The sequence below is a fragment of the Psychrobacter immobilis genome, assembly GCF_003148585.1.
In the GTDB taxonomy this organism is placed as follows: Bacteria; Pseudomonadota; Gammaproteobacteria; order Pseudomonadales; family Moraxellaceae; genus Psychrobacter; species Psychrobacter immobilis.
Genome location: NZ_QGGM01000022.1, coordinates 14,222 through 28,380, shown reverse-complemented (window position 1 = coordinate 28,380; position 14,159 = coordinate 14,222). Strand labels below are relative to the sequence as shown.

The following is a 14,159-nucleotide window of genomic DNA, read 5'->3' as shown; positions in this document are numbered from 1 at the left end:
TAAATAGTTCAATGAGTCTGGTTTGTTTGTACCAACTTAATCTGCTCTTTCTCATATGACTATCCTAGATTATTTTACTTATCTAGGACAGCCCCAATTTTAATATTTGCCCGTAAATGTCATACATAGACGGCGCATCTTTTACCATACTACTGGTAATACCATGCACTTCTATATTTTGACGACTAAAAGACGTCTGCGGTAAAATTAAAGTGCTGTATGTATCGATTAACTTACCGTTCAAATATTTAGCCAAGCCTATTTGACAAATAGACCCTACGTCGCTGTTTGCAGTTTCAACGTCAATGGTCACAAAATTCACTAGCTCGTCCTCAATGTCATAGATTTAGTCTGATTTAGTTTTGTTTATTCAATCGCCCCAAACTTCTCTTTAGCCATTGGCATGACACTAAACATCATCTTACCCATTGCAGTACCATTGCTATCACGATAATACTGCATTAATTCGCTACCATACTCGCGCACATCAATACTACTACTGGCATTAGGCACTTGCACATCGTTTGGTAAATTGGGAAATGCCATGTCTTTAGTGCTGACAGGAGAATACTGCTGCAAAACATCTATGACCATGTTCTTACTATCGGCGGTTTCGCTCGGAAGCTCACTGCGCAAATGCTGCCATTTGAGCTGACCACGCTTATCAAACCCATACAACTCTTGCGTCTCTGCATTTGATAGCGTTGCACTTTCTGCCGTCTTTTCTTTTGCCTCTGCCATTGCCATTGCTTCCTCTACTGTCTCAATGCCACTATCCATGTCACTTTTTATCATTGCCAACATTTGCTGCACTAACGCTTTACTGGTAAATTTATCAGCATCTGTGTTGCCTACCTCGTAAGCCGCGCTTACTTTGACCAGTTCTGGATATCGCTGACTCATCCGCTCGTAAATGATGCGCATATAATTTTGATAAAACTGCTCATAACTCTCAGCACTTTGTACACGGCGAATAACTTGGTTACTTGCTAGCATTGCTGGTAGCTGATGCGCGGGTAACTTGGGAGAGAGTGAGGCTAGCGTATTAGGGGCGACATAATCAAACTGGCTAATAGGTGCGGCATCAAATGTGGCATCTAACGCGGCAAAGTGACTTTTTATCAATTCACTACCAAAGCCTTTGGGTAAGGTGCCATCATTAATGGCTAGCTTTAGCCATTTGTCGCGCCACTTTGTCCCGAGCTTGTCATCTAATAGCTCTGAATTAAACATCGCAAAATTATCTGCCCATAGATAAATATTACCGTTTTTCAAATCCAGATAAATCGGCTGATTCATGCTGCTTTGATGATTGCGCGCTTGATACTGCACGCTCGCCAGCATCGTCGCCTTGCCAGCCATTGGCTGATAAATGCCTTGTGCATTGATTGACAGTGGCTTTAGCACATAAGCATCTAGCAACTTTGCTTTTTTGATATCTTGCGCTGTCGCTCGGTCGTCGTAATTGTCAAACAACTGTTGGTAAAACGCTGGCACAGTGATTTCACTATCATATTTACTCTCTACCCATGCCTCATAGGCATCCGTACACTCAAGATAAGTGTCTTTGAGCACCGTTCGCTGAGCATCATAATCTGCCGCTAAAATATCTTTATTTTGTGCTTCTGCTTGGGTAATTAAGGCGGCATACGCTTGATCGTGTGTGTCTTCGCAATATTCATCGATATAGCCTGAGGCGACTGGCGCTTGGGCATCGATTTTAGTATTAATATCACTAAACTGCTGCTCGTTACTGATCTCCAGATTGCTATGATAGCTAAAGGACTGGCGGCGCTGTTTCTGTAACGCCGTCGCCAATGCTGTTTTGGCTGCTACTGGCGTTTGCTTGGCAGTCATAGCATTAGAGTGGTCAAGACTGGTAGATTGGCAGCCCGTTAACAATAGTGCTCCTGTGACCAACGCACCAGCAAATAGGCGATTGCCATTAAGAACTGACGCAAGGCTCGCTGACGGAAGATGACTTGCAATGATTTGATGTGATTTTTTCATTTTTTATCCTTAATAGATGTGGGCTTAAACATGGCAAGATAGCGTTATTGACGGTCTACCCTGTTGTCAGAATCATCTGCGGCATCGTCTTCGATATCAGTGTCATCTTGACTATCAGGACTGTCATATTCTGCTGCATCATAGCCGCTGTCATCATCTGCATAATCGCTACTATAGTCATCATCATTGTAATCATCACTGCTCCCACTATAGTCATAGCGGGCATCACGTGCCGCTTGCAGTCTTTCTTTTTGTTGGCGTTGCTCTGCCATCCATGCATTGCCATCGATAGCAGCTTTAGCATTTGCGCCAAAAGACTCGGTCAATAAAGGCGTTAGTGCATGTTTATTAAAACTGCTTTTATCGTAGCGTATTTGGTTTAGTACGCTGGTTGTAGAACCAATCAAATCGCCACCGATATTCACCCGCTGCTGCTTAGCAAGTAGGCGATCTGAGCGGTCTAAATAATAGTAATTTATCTGATTAAAAGAGATCGGACCGATGGCCTCAATAAGCTGCAATAGCGCGCCCACATCCGCACTTTGGTAGCCTTTATTGTATAGCTGTACTTTTGCCAGCGCAGTTTTTAGCATGGCGCCATCAGGATATTTCTGTGGATTGGCATCGACATAATCCTGTAGCGACTTTGTCATGTATTTTAGGGTTTTGCCGATCATCTCACCGCTTTGCTTGCTGCCAAAATAGACTTTTACCGCTCGGCTCGCCCCGACTTCTTTGGCAAAGGCATCACTGTGAATGTCTACCGCGCTAAAGTGCTCAGGCCCAAGCTCTGCCATGCTGCTCTGTATGGCAGCGATGGCGGCATCGTAAAGCACTGCTGGCGGCAGCTGCGCGGTAATACTCTCGGGCAACCCAAAACTAACGGTATGCGAGGCCATCTGGTTAGGTAAAGGGGTATTTTCAGGATTAACAAGCGCCATAATAGGCATGATTGCCGATGGGTCTACCGTGACTTTACTATGGTTAAAATCGAACGCTAACGGTATCTGTATGGATGAGGCAATCGTCGGCGTCACATAGTCATAGCTATAGACGCTTTGCAGTTGTCGCTGTTTGGGTTTGTACTGACTGACACTATTAAACGTTAAATTTTGATATTGATAAGCATTTGACGCAGCTATCTGTTCCGGCGTGCGATGGAACATACTCAGCATTTGACCAATGACGCCCGTAGATGGCGTTGATGATTGGCTACCTTGTTCTACATCCTCTGATTGTTGTTTTGCCATTTGTACGGCTTCATACTGCTCTATCATGCTTTTTGGGTTTAATTTTGATAACTTCGAAAAAGCACTGTCTGATTCATAATCATCGGTGTCATAGTTCCCTTCGCCGTAACTCTCTGATTGATAGTCACTGCGACTATAACCGTTTTCGTCATAGTTAATATCCTTTACAACACAGACTTCATAAGCGTCATCGTCCTCATTGTCATTGCATTTATTCGACTCTGCACTTACCGCTGCTAACTCTGCCATAGCCTCAGTTTGCCTGTTCTCATAATCACTTTCATCATAGTCACTATCATCGCTGTCTGAATCTTCAGGCTCATAAGCATAAGCCTCTATAATCGTTCTAAGCAAGCTACTAGAGCCTGCATCGATGCTATCTGGATCAATAAAAGGTGCGGCTTGATAATTGGCTTGCGCGACTGCCACATGTTCTGTTGCCAGATGCTGACGAATAGCCGCCAGTAAATGTGATTTGGCTTGATTGTCAGTATTGGGATATTTTTCTTGGTCAAATAATTGTTGATAACGCTCAGATTTGGTGGTAAGGCTGGCATTAAACGCGCGTCCTTGTGCTTGGCTCTGCGCGCTATCAGCGGTACTAAAATCAATCATACTTTTTGATGCCGCAGACGATGATACCGCTGGGCTTGATTGACAGCCTGCCAACCCAAACGTACTGCCAAGCAGTAATGCGCAGCCTGCAATAGAGGTTAATTTGCGCGACTGATATGAATGCTTGTTATGATTGTTAGGGTTATGGGCAGATGACTGGTGATGAGCCATGCCAGAGTGACGCTGTTGGTCGCGTTTATGAGTACGGTTGGATGACATAGTAATTTCTTCTTATAAATAGACAGACAATAATGAATAAATTCTAGCACTATTATTTATATCACAATGAGTTACAATTTAGTAAGATTAGAACGTATTTCTTAAAAATTTTCAGTATTTTTGATAAGACTGTTTATCTAGCAAACGTGGCACCAATTATTATGTCAATGAGGACACGCCCTAACGTTCTAGCCTCTTTATTTTTACAGTCTTATTTTTACAGACCAAACGTGTCATCACTTGCTCAAAAAGGAATTTACAATGCAACATCTAATATCAAAAGATGAAATCAACGCTTCTCAAAATAACTTTAAAAACAGAGCAAAAATAAAAACCGCTATTCTATTAATCAGCAGTACGTTTTTAGTATCGCTATCTACTCATGCGGCTGAGCCAACCACCAAGCAATCAACTACCATCAACCCAACATCGATTAACACCAGCGCCATCAATCTCGCTATTATGGCTGATAATCCTACGGTGGTATCTGAGACGCAGCGCGTAACGAGAGCCAAAATCAATACCCTTACCTCCACGATTAAAAATGCCGATCAAGCCATTTATTCTGAAGATGCGATTCATCATCCGGTTTGGGCAAAGAACGGTATGGTCGCCACCCAAGAAGCGCTTGCCTCTGATATTGGACTCAAGATTTTAAAAGACGGTGGTAATGCCGTTGATGCTGGGGTCGCGGTTGGCTTTGCCTTAGCAGTGACTTTGCCGCGTGCTGGGAATATCGGTGGCGGTGGTTTTATGATGATTTATGATGCCAAGCAAGGCAAAACAGTGGCTCTCGATTACCGTGAAAAAGCGCCAAGTAGCGCCTCGCGTGATATGTATCTCGATGCAGATGGTAATGCAGTCAGCGACTTGTCTCGTTATCATGGTTTAGCCATCGGTGTGCCAGGGACGGTCGCAGGATTGCTTAAAGCGTTAGAAGATCACGGCACCATGAGTCGCGGGCAAGTGATGGCACCTGCGATTGCACTGGCTGAGGACGGTATAGAAGTCACGGCTGGCTTATCTGAGTCGCTCACCGCCTTGAGCGAGCGTTTACAAAAATGGCCAAGCACTAAGAAGATATTCTTTAAACCTGACGGCAGCGCCTATCAACCCGGTGAGCGCTTAAAACAGCCTGAATTGGCAAAATCGCTTAAGCTTATTGCCGCAAAAGGCGCAGATGGATTTTATAAAGGGGAAACCGCAATTAAGTTGGTCAAAGCGGTCAATGAGGCTGGCGGTAGCATGAGCTTACAGGATTTGGCTAATTATGAAGCCATCGCTCGCGAGCCAGTCAAAGGCGACTATCGTGGTTATGAGATTGTCTCGATGCCGCCACCGTCTTCTGGTGGTATCCATATCGTGCAGATTTTAAATATCTTAGAAGGTTATCCGCTAAAAGACTACGGGCAAAACAGCGCGCAAACCATTCACTTAATGGCAGAAGCGATGCAGCTCGCTTACGCGGATCGCGCTGAGTACTTGGGAGATTCTGATTTTATCGACGTACCTACTAGCGGCTTAACTTCTCAAGCTTATGCGGACAAACTGCGTAGCCTAATCGATCCAAACAAAGCCACACCAGCCTCTACCATCAAAGCGAACAACCCCCTACCATATGAGAGCGATCAAACCACGCATTTCTCAATTGTGGATAAAGACGGTAACGCGATAGCCAATACTTATACGCTAAACTTCTCTTACGGTACGGGTCTTGTCGCTGACGGCACAGGCATTTTATTGAATAATGAAATGGATGACTTTTCTGCCAAACCGGGTGTGCCAAATGGTTATGGATTATTAGGCGGTGAAGCAAATGCCGTTGAAGCCAATAAACGTCCACTATCGTCTATGAGTCCGACGCTGGTCTTCAAAGACAGCAAGCCTTACATCGTTACTGGTAGCCCAGGCGGTAGCCGCATCATCACCACCGTTACCCAAATCATCTCAAACGTCATTGATCATGATATGAATATCGCTGAGGCCACACATGCACCGCGCATTCATGATCAATGGCTGCCTGATGAAATTCGAGTGGAAAAGGCACTGAATGTTGATACAGTTAAAAAGCTTGAATCAATGGGTCATACGGTCAGTCCAAAAGCAGCCATGGGTTCGACTCAGTCGATTATGATCACGCCAAATGGTGTCTACGGCTCGTCTGATCCGCGTATCGTCGATGCGGCAGTCGTTGGGTATTAATATTAGAAGTATTGAGTTAAATAATATCGCTCTCTATTCTTCATCGCTCTCTATTCTTCATCGCTCTCTATTCTTCATAGTGTAGAGGGCTTTTTAATATGATTTCTTATTTGTTTTTTATATTACCAAAATGACTTACATATGTGTATCAAAGAGATTAAACCAACCGAATCAGTGGCTGTCTAAGCCAAATAATGCTATTATTAACGACCAAATTCAAACCTTGGAAATACAAATTTTAGCGTTCTACTACGTCTTAAAAAAAAGCATAAAAAATTCATCATCATACAACTCATTTCTTCTTGATCGTATCCGTAAGAGTCCTCTATGGCATTTGTACACCTTGGCATCCACAGCGAATATTCAATCACTGATTCTATCGTGCGTATCAAACCGCTAGTGAAAGCTGCGGCGGCTGACCATCAGCGCGCGCTGGCATTGACCGATTTGTCCAATCTGTATGCCACGGTGAAGTTTTATCGTGCCTGCCTAGGTGCTGGTATCAAGCCCATTATCGGCAGTGAAGTCATCATGGAAAATGAAGACACTCGGCTCACCCTACTTGCGATGAACAACGAGGGCTATCAAAACATCACTCGTATCGTATCACTTGGCTTTACCGAAGGGCGCGCCGACGATGCCAATCATGGTGTACCAGTCGTCAAGCGCAGTCATATTTTAGCGCATGCGGCAGGCGTGATTGTCTTATTTACTGAAAAATCAGATGTCGGTCAGGCATTGGTTGGATCTATGCCAGAAAAAGCCGATGAGCTGCTAATAGAATGGCAAGCGCAATTTGCTGATCGCTTATATTTTGCGATTAAGCGTACCAATCGCTCAGGTGAAGACGCCTTTATTAAAGCGGCTATTCACTCTGGTGCTAAGCATCATATTCCTATCATTGCTCATAATGATGTGCGGTTTTTAGAGCAGGATGATTTCGATGCTCACGAAGCGCGGGTTTGTATTGCTGGCTCTTACGTACTTGCCGACCAAAATCGCCCGCAAACTTATTCCGATGCGCAATATCTTAAGACCCAAGCGCAAATGCAGCAGTTATTTGCTGATATTCCGCAGGTTATTAATAATACTTTGCGCTTAGCAAGCCGCTGTAATGTGACGTTGACGCTTGGTATCAACGTACTACCTGACTTTCCTGTGCCTGAAGGTGAGACGATTGAATCGTTTTTCCGTGCAGAATCAATCCGAGGTCTGAATAATCGACTAGATAAACTATTTCCCAGCGAGAAACGCAGCGATAATTGGAGCGACTTTCGCCAAAGATATGATGACCGCTTAGAGTATGAGCTAAAAGTTATTCTTTCAATGGGCTTTCCTGGTTACTTCCTCATCGTGATGGACTTTATCCGCTGGGCAAAAGCCAATGGCGTACCAGTCGGTCCTGGTCGTGGTTCTGGTGCAGGCTCACTCGTTGCTTATTCGCTCAATATTACCGACCTCGACCCTATTCATTACGACTTATTATTTGAGCGCTTTTTGAATCCCGAGCGTGTGTCCATGCCCGATTTCGATATTGACTTTTGTATCGAAGGTCGCGACCGCGTGATTGATTATGTGGCGCAAACTTATGGTCGTGAAGCAGTCTCGCAAATCATTACCTTTGGTACGATGGCAGCAAAAGCGGTTGTACGAGATGTCGCGCGAGCACAAAGTAAATCCTACTTCCTTGCCAGCAAAATGTCGAAACTGATACCTAAAACACCGGGTATCACCCTCAGTCAAGCACTCGAGCAAGAGCCGCAGCTCAAAGACTTAATTTCCAATCCTGACAATATGGATTATGAAGATGCCACTGAAGTGTGGGAAATGGCGATTAAGCTTGAAGGTATTTGCCGAAATGTGGGTAAACATGCTGGTGGCGTATTGATTGCGCCGCACAGAATCACAGATTTTAGCGCGATTTATTGTGATGATGAAGGTCACCGTGTCAGCCAGTTTGATAAAGATGATGTTGAAGCCGTTGGGCTAGTAAAATTTGACTTTTTGGGTCTACGTAACTTGACCGTGATTGATGCGGCGGTCAGAAATATTAATCTGTGCCGTGCAAAAGAAGGCAAAGATGCGTTGGTATTAGAAGACCTACCGTTAGATGATAAAAAAGCCTACAAGCTCTTGCAAGATGCCAAGACCACTGCCGTCTTTCAGTTAGAAAGTATGGGTATGAAAAAGTATCTGGCGAAATTGCAACCGACCAACATCGAAGATGTGATCGCCATGTGTGCGCTTTATCGCCCAGGCCCACTGGACGCTGGCATGGTAGAGATGTATATCGACCGCAAACATGGTCGTGAGGAAGTCATCTATGACCATCCCAATCTTGAGCCGATTTTAGAAAATACCAATGGCGTTATTGTCTATCAAGAACAAGTCATGCAAATCTCGCAGGTCATGGCGGGCTATAGCTTGGGCGGCGCGGATATGTTACGCCGTGCTATGGGTAAAAAGAAACCTGAAGAAATGGCAAAGCAGCGCGATATCTTCATCACGGGTGCAACAGAGCAAGGTATTGATGAAGCAACGTCAGGCGGCGTGTTTGATTTGATGGAGAAGTTCGCCGGTTACGGTTTTAACCGCTCGCATTCGGCTGCTTATGGTGTACTCGCTTATCAGACTGCTTATCTCAAGCAATACTATCCTGCTGAGTTTATGGCAGCGGTACTGACGTCAGATATGAACAACACCGATAACGTGGTGTTCTTTATCAATGATTGCCGTGAAAACTTTGATTTGACCGTGGTCAATCCATCGGTAAATCGCAGTGAGTGGCATTTTGTCGCTGATACCCCGACTAATATCATTTATGGCTTGGGTGCGATTAAAGGCGTTGGTGAAGGCGCGGTCGAGTCTATCGTTGATGCACGCCGCCGTGAAGGACCGTTTAAAGACCTCTATGATTTTTGTCGCCGCGTTGATATCAAAAAGGTTAATAAACGCACTTTAGAGGGACTGATAAACGCTGGTTGTTTTGATGACTTTGCAGCCACCCTACGACCAGATTTACCAGCCGATGAAGCGTACGAGATTCGCGGCGCATTAATGAGCCAGCTGCCAAGTGCCGTACAAGCTGCTGAACAAGACCGTCAGAACCGTGAAATCGGCATGATGGATTTGTTTGGTGAAATGGATGGTATCGTCGCCGCGCCGCCACTGGTTATGACGCCAGAGCTGATTTGGGGTGATAAACATCGTTTAAAAGCAGAAAAGAACACGTTAGGATTGTATTTGACGGGTCATCCAATCAATGAATACTTGGATGAGTTAAAACGCTATACCTCAGGCGCACGTCTCGATAAACTAACTGACACCGGCTATAACGGTAGCTGCTATTTTGCCGGGTTAATTATTGATATCGCCAACTTTGGTAATCGCAACGTCATTATTTTAGATGACGGCACTTCAAGGCTGGAAGTAAGCTGCTATGCCGAGCGTTTCAATCGCGTTAAAGAACAGTTGAAAATTGATGAAGTCGTCATCATCAAAGGCAGCATTCGTGAGCGTGATGGGCGTTTATTTGCCCGTCTTGATAGTGCCATGAGCATGGTCGATGCGCGCCTAAGATGGATGAAAAAAATCAGTATCAAAATTCATGGCAGCGATATCAATCTGCTGACGCGACTGCAACCGTTACTCAAGTCTGCACAAGCCAGCATTATTCCGGCACCAAAACTGTCTCATGACAACGAGCAAAACGAGCAAAGTGGCAACTTTAATGGCAATAGTGGCTACGATGCTGCGATGGGCGGAAGTTTATATGATGAAAATGGCAATGATTTATTGGCGCTAGAAAATGACATGAATCAAAATAGTGCTAATCAAAGTTATGCCAATAATGCTTTGAGCAATACTGACACCTCCATTAATGATAATTGTCTGCCACTGGGACTGAGCATTTATGAGAAATTTGGCATCGCTAACGTAGGGCTATCTGAGCACTGGCGCATCTACCCCAACGATGATAACTTACAGCAATTAAAGAATATGGTTAGTGAAGACAATTTGCATTTCCATTATAGCTAGGGCGTATCCTCATTTTAAAAATGGTGATGAAAATGAGATAAATTGCCGTCAAACAAGGAAGATAGCGACGTTAATATCGAGATATTGATAAGCTATTTGACGATGTTTAACAAAATTTAGCCATGTTTAGCCCATTTAGAGAGTAATTGATTGAATTGAGGACACGCCCTAATACCTGAAGAACATTGACGTATTTATTACAAACCCTTTACCGTTTTAACTTTTAGAATTGGACATAAAACCATGGATGAAACCCCAAATAAAAATATGGCTCACCAAGCTGAAGAAATCATTAATCATGAGCAATTTGAAGATATGCGTGATTTGTTAGAAGAAGACTTTGCTGATTTGATACAAGTGTATATCACTGATAGTCAGCAGCGAATAAGTGCGCTGCGAGTCGCTCAGCAAGAAAATGACAATGCCAATGGTTTTGAAGTTGCTCATGCGCTAAAAGGAGCCAGCGCCAACTTGGGCACGACCCAATTAACGAACTTGAGCAGCCAGTTACAAGAGCGCTGCCGCGAGCGTCTTATCAGCGAGCAAGCGGCACTGATTGAAAATATCGCCGTCGCATTGCAACGCGCAGAACAAGAAATCAATCTAAGACTGGGGTTGTAATGAGTAATGATTCTACCCCTATATTAGCAGCATCTACTGTCAATCATACGGTGAGCGACTATTTGTCTTGTGTGCAAGTTGTCATGGTTAATACCACTTTGCCTGCCAATATTGGCTCAGCAGCGCGCGCCATGCACACAATGGGTTTGTCTCGTTTGACGGTTGTCGATCCTAAGCTACCAATTGATGAAACCAGTGTGTCTCATGCAGCAGGTGGCAGCGAGCTGCTATCATCAGCCTTGATTGCACCTACTTTAGAATCTGCTATTGCGGATTGCCAGTTGGTATTTGCTGCCAGCAGTCGCAGTCGGCATTTGCCCCGCCCTGTCGTGACACCCACGCAAGCTGCTAAGATTATGTTTGATTTTATCGATAAACAGTCGGCGTCGAGCAAAGACGATAGCAACGCTAATACCCTGTCGGCTGTTACTGCTAGTAAACCAAATATCGCTATCCTATTTGGGCGTGAAGATCGTGGATTGACCAATGAAGAGTTGGCTTATGCCGATTATCATATCCAAATCGATGCCAACCCTGCTTATCCTGTACTCAATGTCGCGTCAGCCGTGCAAGTAATCGCTAGCTTTATTTTTGCTTACGCGCAATCACACACTCAGACAGCGGATAGTTTAGATACTGCTTTGAGTACTACTACTCAGCCAATGCTCGATGTACATTTACGTCAGCAATGGGATGAACCCGCCATTACCCAGCAGCAATTGCAACAGCTGACCCATCGCACCACTGAACTGATGGCTCAACGAGTTTTAGCCGATAGCGAAAACTTGAAGTCATTACCATCGCGGCTGTCACGACTGGGCTCACGCCTACAGCTTGATCAAAAAGAGTATCAGCTACTCAGTGCTTTGATTGCCAAACTTGCAAAAGACTAAAGCTTTTAATATGCAAATTTTCAGGCGTTGAGTTGCTATTGCATTAGCAGCCGTAGCATTTACAAATCCTATGATTTTAAAAATGATAGGATTCAATAATAAAAAGGAATTGATGATGAATTGGAACGTTTATTTGTCCGGAGAAATACACACCGACTGGCGACAAAAAATCATGCAAGGCGCGAAAGACCAAGGTTTAGACATTACCTTTACCTCAGCAGTCACTGAACATGAAGCCAGTGATGCCGCCGGTGACGTACTCGGTAAAAATGACAATGGCTTCTGGCGCGACCATCAGTCATCAAAGGTAAATGCGATTCGCACCAAAAACATGATCCAAAAGTGCGATATTGCTATCATTCGTTTTGGTGATAAATATAAGCAGTGGAACGCTGCATTCGATGCCGGCTACTGCGCGGCTTTAGGCAAGCCGTACATTACCCTTCATGCTGAAGATATTATCCATCCGCTAAAAGAAGTCGATGCGGCGGCAATGGCATGGGCGCAAACGCCAGAGCAAGTTGTTGAGCTGCTAAAATATGTTGTCAGTGATAGCTAAATCATAAATAATTGCCTATAGATAAATTGTCAATGACTGGCATTTTATCTGTCAGTCGTCTGCTTTTATTTATCGCTCATCGCTATATTTTGTGCTGCAAAGCTGCTATAACTAAATTGATTGTAATCAAAAATACGATAGGACAATTTATGTCATTGCCAACTGCCTTATTCAAATCACTTTCACGCATCAAAAAAGACCTAACAGAAGATATCGATGCGGTATTTAACCGTGATCCTGCTGCGCGTAATAGTCTGGAAGTCATCTTGACTTATCCTGGCATCCACGCGCTCGTCCTACATCGCGGTGCCCATTATCTGTGGCAAAACGAGCAAAAGCTGGCGGCGCGAGTAATTTCTTATGGCTCACGCATCATCACAGGTATCGAGATACACCCTGCTGCCAAAATCGGTCGACGGTTTTTTATTGATCATGGTATGGGTATCGTGATTGGCGAAACGGCAGAGATTGGCAATGATGTGACGCTTTATCACGGGGTAACGCTTGGTGGCGTCTCTTGGAATAATGGCAAGCGCCACCCTACTTTGGAAGATGGGGTTATCGTTGGTGCTGGTGCTAAAGTATTGGGACCATTCACTGTCGGTAAAGGCGCTAAAATTGGCTCAAATGCCGTCGTAGTAAAGGCAGTACCAGCAGGTGCGACCATGGTCGGCAGCGCCGCTCGGATGATATCAGACCATCATGATGAAAAGGGCAATCCAATTGTCAAAAAAGTCGATGATGCCAAGCAACAAGAAAAAGTAGCGCAAGCTGCTTCTACAGATAATGGCATAGATAAAAAGGCAGTAGATGAAAAAGCCACCAACCGCTCAGCACGCGAAACCGCGTTTCAAGCCTATGGTATCGACCCATCCTCACAAGATCCTGTGGCTGAAGCGTTTGCTAAAATGCTAGAGCATATCCAACAATCAGAAAATCGCCTCGATCAATTACAAGCAGCGATGTGCAAAATCGATCCTGACTTTTGTAAAAAAGAATATGACAAACTGTGCTTAGAAGATATCGATGTGATTGGCCGTGCCGATATAGATGAGATAGGCGCTGAGCAGAAGTAATCTTCTAGCTATCGTCGATACTGAATGAAAAGAGGCTAAACAGCCTCTTTTTCTATTTTAACCAATTGATAAATAACGCTTTACTGACTAGCTATTTGACAAACAACATTTATAAAAAAGATGAGTCAGGCTGCGTCAAAAACGCTATTTCTTCACTACTTGAAACCCGTCCTAAAATGTCATTACGATGCGGATAACGACCAAAACGATCGATAATCACTTTATGTCTAAGCTCAGCATCCACGGTATCTGCATTGGTATATTGCTTAAATAGCTTCTCTGCTTGCTGATGAATCAGTTTTGATTCGCTGTGCATATAAGGCATCAATAAAAACTTACGCTCATTTATAGTTTCAAGCGCCTCTAATACACCGGCAGCCACCGCCTCTTGCGCGAGCGCGAGACTCATCGTATCTTGGGCAAAAGCCGCTGGCGTATCACGGTAAATATTGCGTGAAAATTGATCCAATATAATAATTTCTGCTAAACGTCCCTTTATGCTGCTTCGCCATGTATAAAACTCTGCAGCCGTCGCTTGCTCAAGTATACCGCTGTATCGCTCTATTAATAATTGATCAAACGCTATGTCTTTCTCAAAAAACTTCTCACTACCCACCTCTTCAAAACAGAAATTTAATATGTCGTTGTACATTATTTCCTCATCACATTATTTAAA

10 protein-coding genes are annotated in these 14,159 nt (G+C 44.2%); 6 read left to right on the top strand and 4 right to left on the bottom strand.

Annotated elements, in window-relative coordinates; all coding sequences use genetic code 11:
• Window positions 1-82 precede the first annotated feature (82 nt).
• Genes C8D84_RS13200 through C8D84_RS13190 form a run of 3 tightly spaced genes read right to left on the bottom strand, consistent with a single transcriptional unit; the run spans window position 83 to window position 4,094 of the window.
• A complete protein-coding gene (locus C8D84_RS13200; protein WP_170108309.1) occupies window positions 83-322 on the bottom strand; it encodes an exonuclease domain-containing protein in 240 nt (79 codons plus the stop codon).
• 44 nt (window positions 323-366) lie between these two features.
• The gene (locus C8D84_RS13195) at window positions 367-2,010 is read right to left on the bottom strand and encodes a hypothetical protein (protein ID WP_109592698.1); all 1,644 of its coding nucleotides are present in this window, start codon (window positions 2,008-2,010) and stop codon (window positions 367-369) included.
• A gap of 44 nt (window positions 2,011-2,054) precedes the next feature.
• Window positions 2,055-4,094 (bottom strand): hypothetical protein, encoded by a 2,040-nt coding sequence (locus C8D84_RS13190; protein WP_109592696.1) that lies wholly within the window; start codon window positions 4,092-4,094, stop codon window positions 2,055-2,057.
• Window positions 4,095-4,355: 261 nt separating this feature from the next.
• On the opposite strand from C8D84_RS13190, the gene ggt reads away from it, so the two are divergent.
• The 6 genes from ggt to cysE all read left to right on the top strand — a co-directional run bounded on the left by ggt (window position 4,356) and on the right by cysE (window position 13,483).
• Window positions 4,356-6,296 (top strand): gamma-glutamyltransferase, encoded by a 1,941-nt coding sequence (ggt, locus tag C8D84_RS13185; RefSeq protein WP_228244554.1) that lies wholly within the window; start codon window positions 4,356-4,358, stop codon window positions 6,294-6,296.
• 327 nt (window positions 6,297-6,623) lie between these two features.
• The gene (dnaE, locus tag C8D84_RS13180) at window positions 6,624-10,334 is read left to right on the top strand and encodes a DNA polymerase III subunit alpha (RefSeq protein WP_109592694.1); all 3,711 of its coding nucleotides are present in this window, start codon (window positions 6,624-6,626) and stop codon (window positions 10,332-10,334) included.
• A 243-nt stretch (window positions 10,335-10,577) separates the two neighbouring features.
• Window positions 10,578-10,955, top strand: coding sequence for an Hpt domain-containing protein (locus C8D84_RS13175; RefSeq protein WP_109592692.1), 378 nt, complete (start codon window positions 10,578-10,580; stop codon window positions 10,953-10,955).
• Window positions 10,955-11,848, top strand: a complete 894-nt coding sequence (locus C8D84_RS13170) for an RNA methyltransferase (RefSeq protein WP_109592690.1) — start codon at window positions 10,955-10,957, stop codon at window positions 11,846-11,848. The genes C8D84_RS13175 and C8D84_RS13170 overlap by 1 nt, the downstream gene beginning before the upstream one ends.
• A 115-nt stretch (window positions 11,849-11,963) precedes the next feature.
• Window positions 11,964-12,407 carry a YtoQ family protein gene (locus tag C8D84_RS13165; protein ID WP_109592688.1) on the top strand — a complete coding sequence of 148 codons (444 nt, stop codon included), beginning with the start codon at window positions 11,964-11,966 and terminating at the stop codon, window positions 12,405-12,407.
• Window positions 12,408-12,556: 149 nt separating this feature from the next.
• Window positions 12,557-13,483, top strand: coding sequence for a serine O-acetyltransferase (cysE, locus tag C8D84_RS13160; protein WP_109592705.1), 927 nt, complete (start codon window positions 12,557-12,559; stop codon window positions 13,481-13,483).
• A gap of 109 nt (window positions 13,484-13,592) precedes the next feature.
• Here the strand turns inward: cysE and C8D84_RS13155 are convergent, their stop codons facing one another.
• Complete coding sequence (locus C8D84_RS13155; RefSeq protein ID WP_407691889.1) at window positions 13,593-14,138, bottom strand: DUF924 family protein; 546 nt, start codon at window positions 14,136-14,138, stop codon at window positions 13,593-13,595.
• Window positions 14,139-14,159 lie beyond the last annotated feature (21 nt).

Bases quoted from the DNA above. Each gene is read 5' to 3' on its own strand.
- ggt (WP_228244554.1), top strand. From the start codon at position 4,356: ATGCAACATCTAATATCAAAAGATGAAATCAACGCTTCTCAAAATAAC.
- C8D84_RS13165 (WP_109592688.1), top strand. From the start codon at position 11,964: ATGAATTGGAACGTTTATTTGTCCGGAGAAATACACACCGACTGGCGA.
- C8D84_RS13195 (WP_109592698.1), bottom strand. From the start codon at position 2,010: ATGAAAAAATCACATCAAATCATTGCAAGTCATCTTCCGTCAGCGAGC.
- cysE (WP_109592705.1), top strand. From the start codon at position 12,557: ATGTCATTGCCAACTGCCTTATTCAAATCACTTTCACGCATCAAAAAA.
- C8D84_RS13175 (WP_109592692.1), top strand. From the start codon at position 10,578: ATGGATGAAACCCCAAATAAAAATATGGCTCACCAAGCTGAAGAAATC.
- C8D84_RS13190 (WP_109592696.1), bottom strand. From the start codon at position 4,094: ATGTCATCCAACCGTACTCATAAACGCGACCAACAGCGTCACTCTGGC.
- dnaE (WP_109592694.1), top strand. From the start codon at position 6,624: ATGGCATTTGTACACCTTGGCATCCACAGCGAATATTCAATCACTGAT.
- C8D84_RS13170 (WP_109592690.1), top strand. From the start codon at position 10,955: ATGAGTAATGATTCTACCCCTATATTAGCAGCATCTACTGTCAATCAT.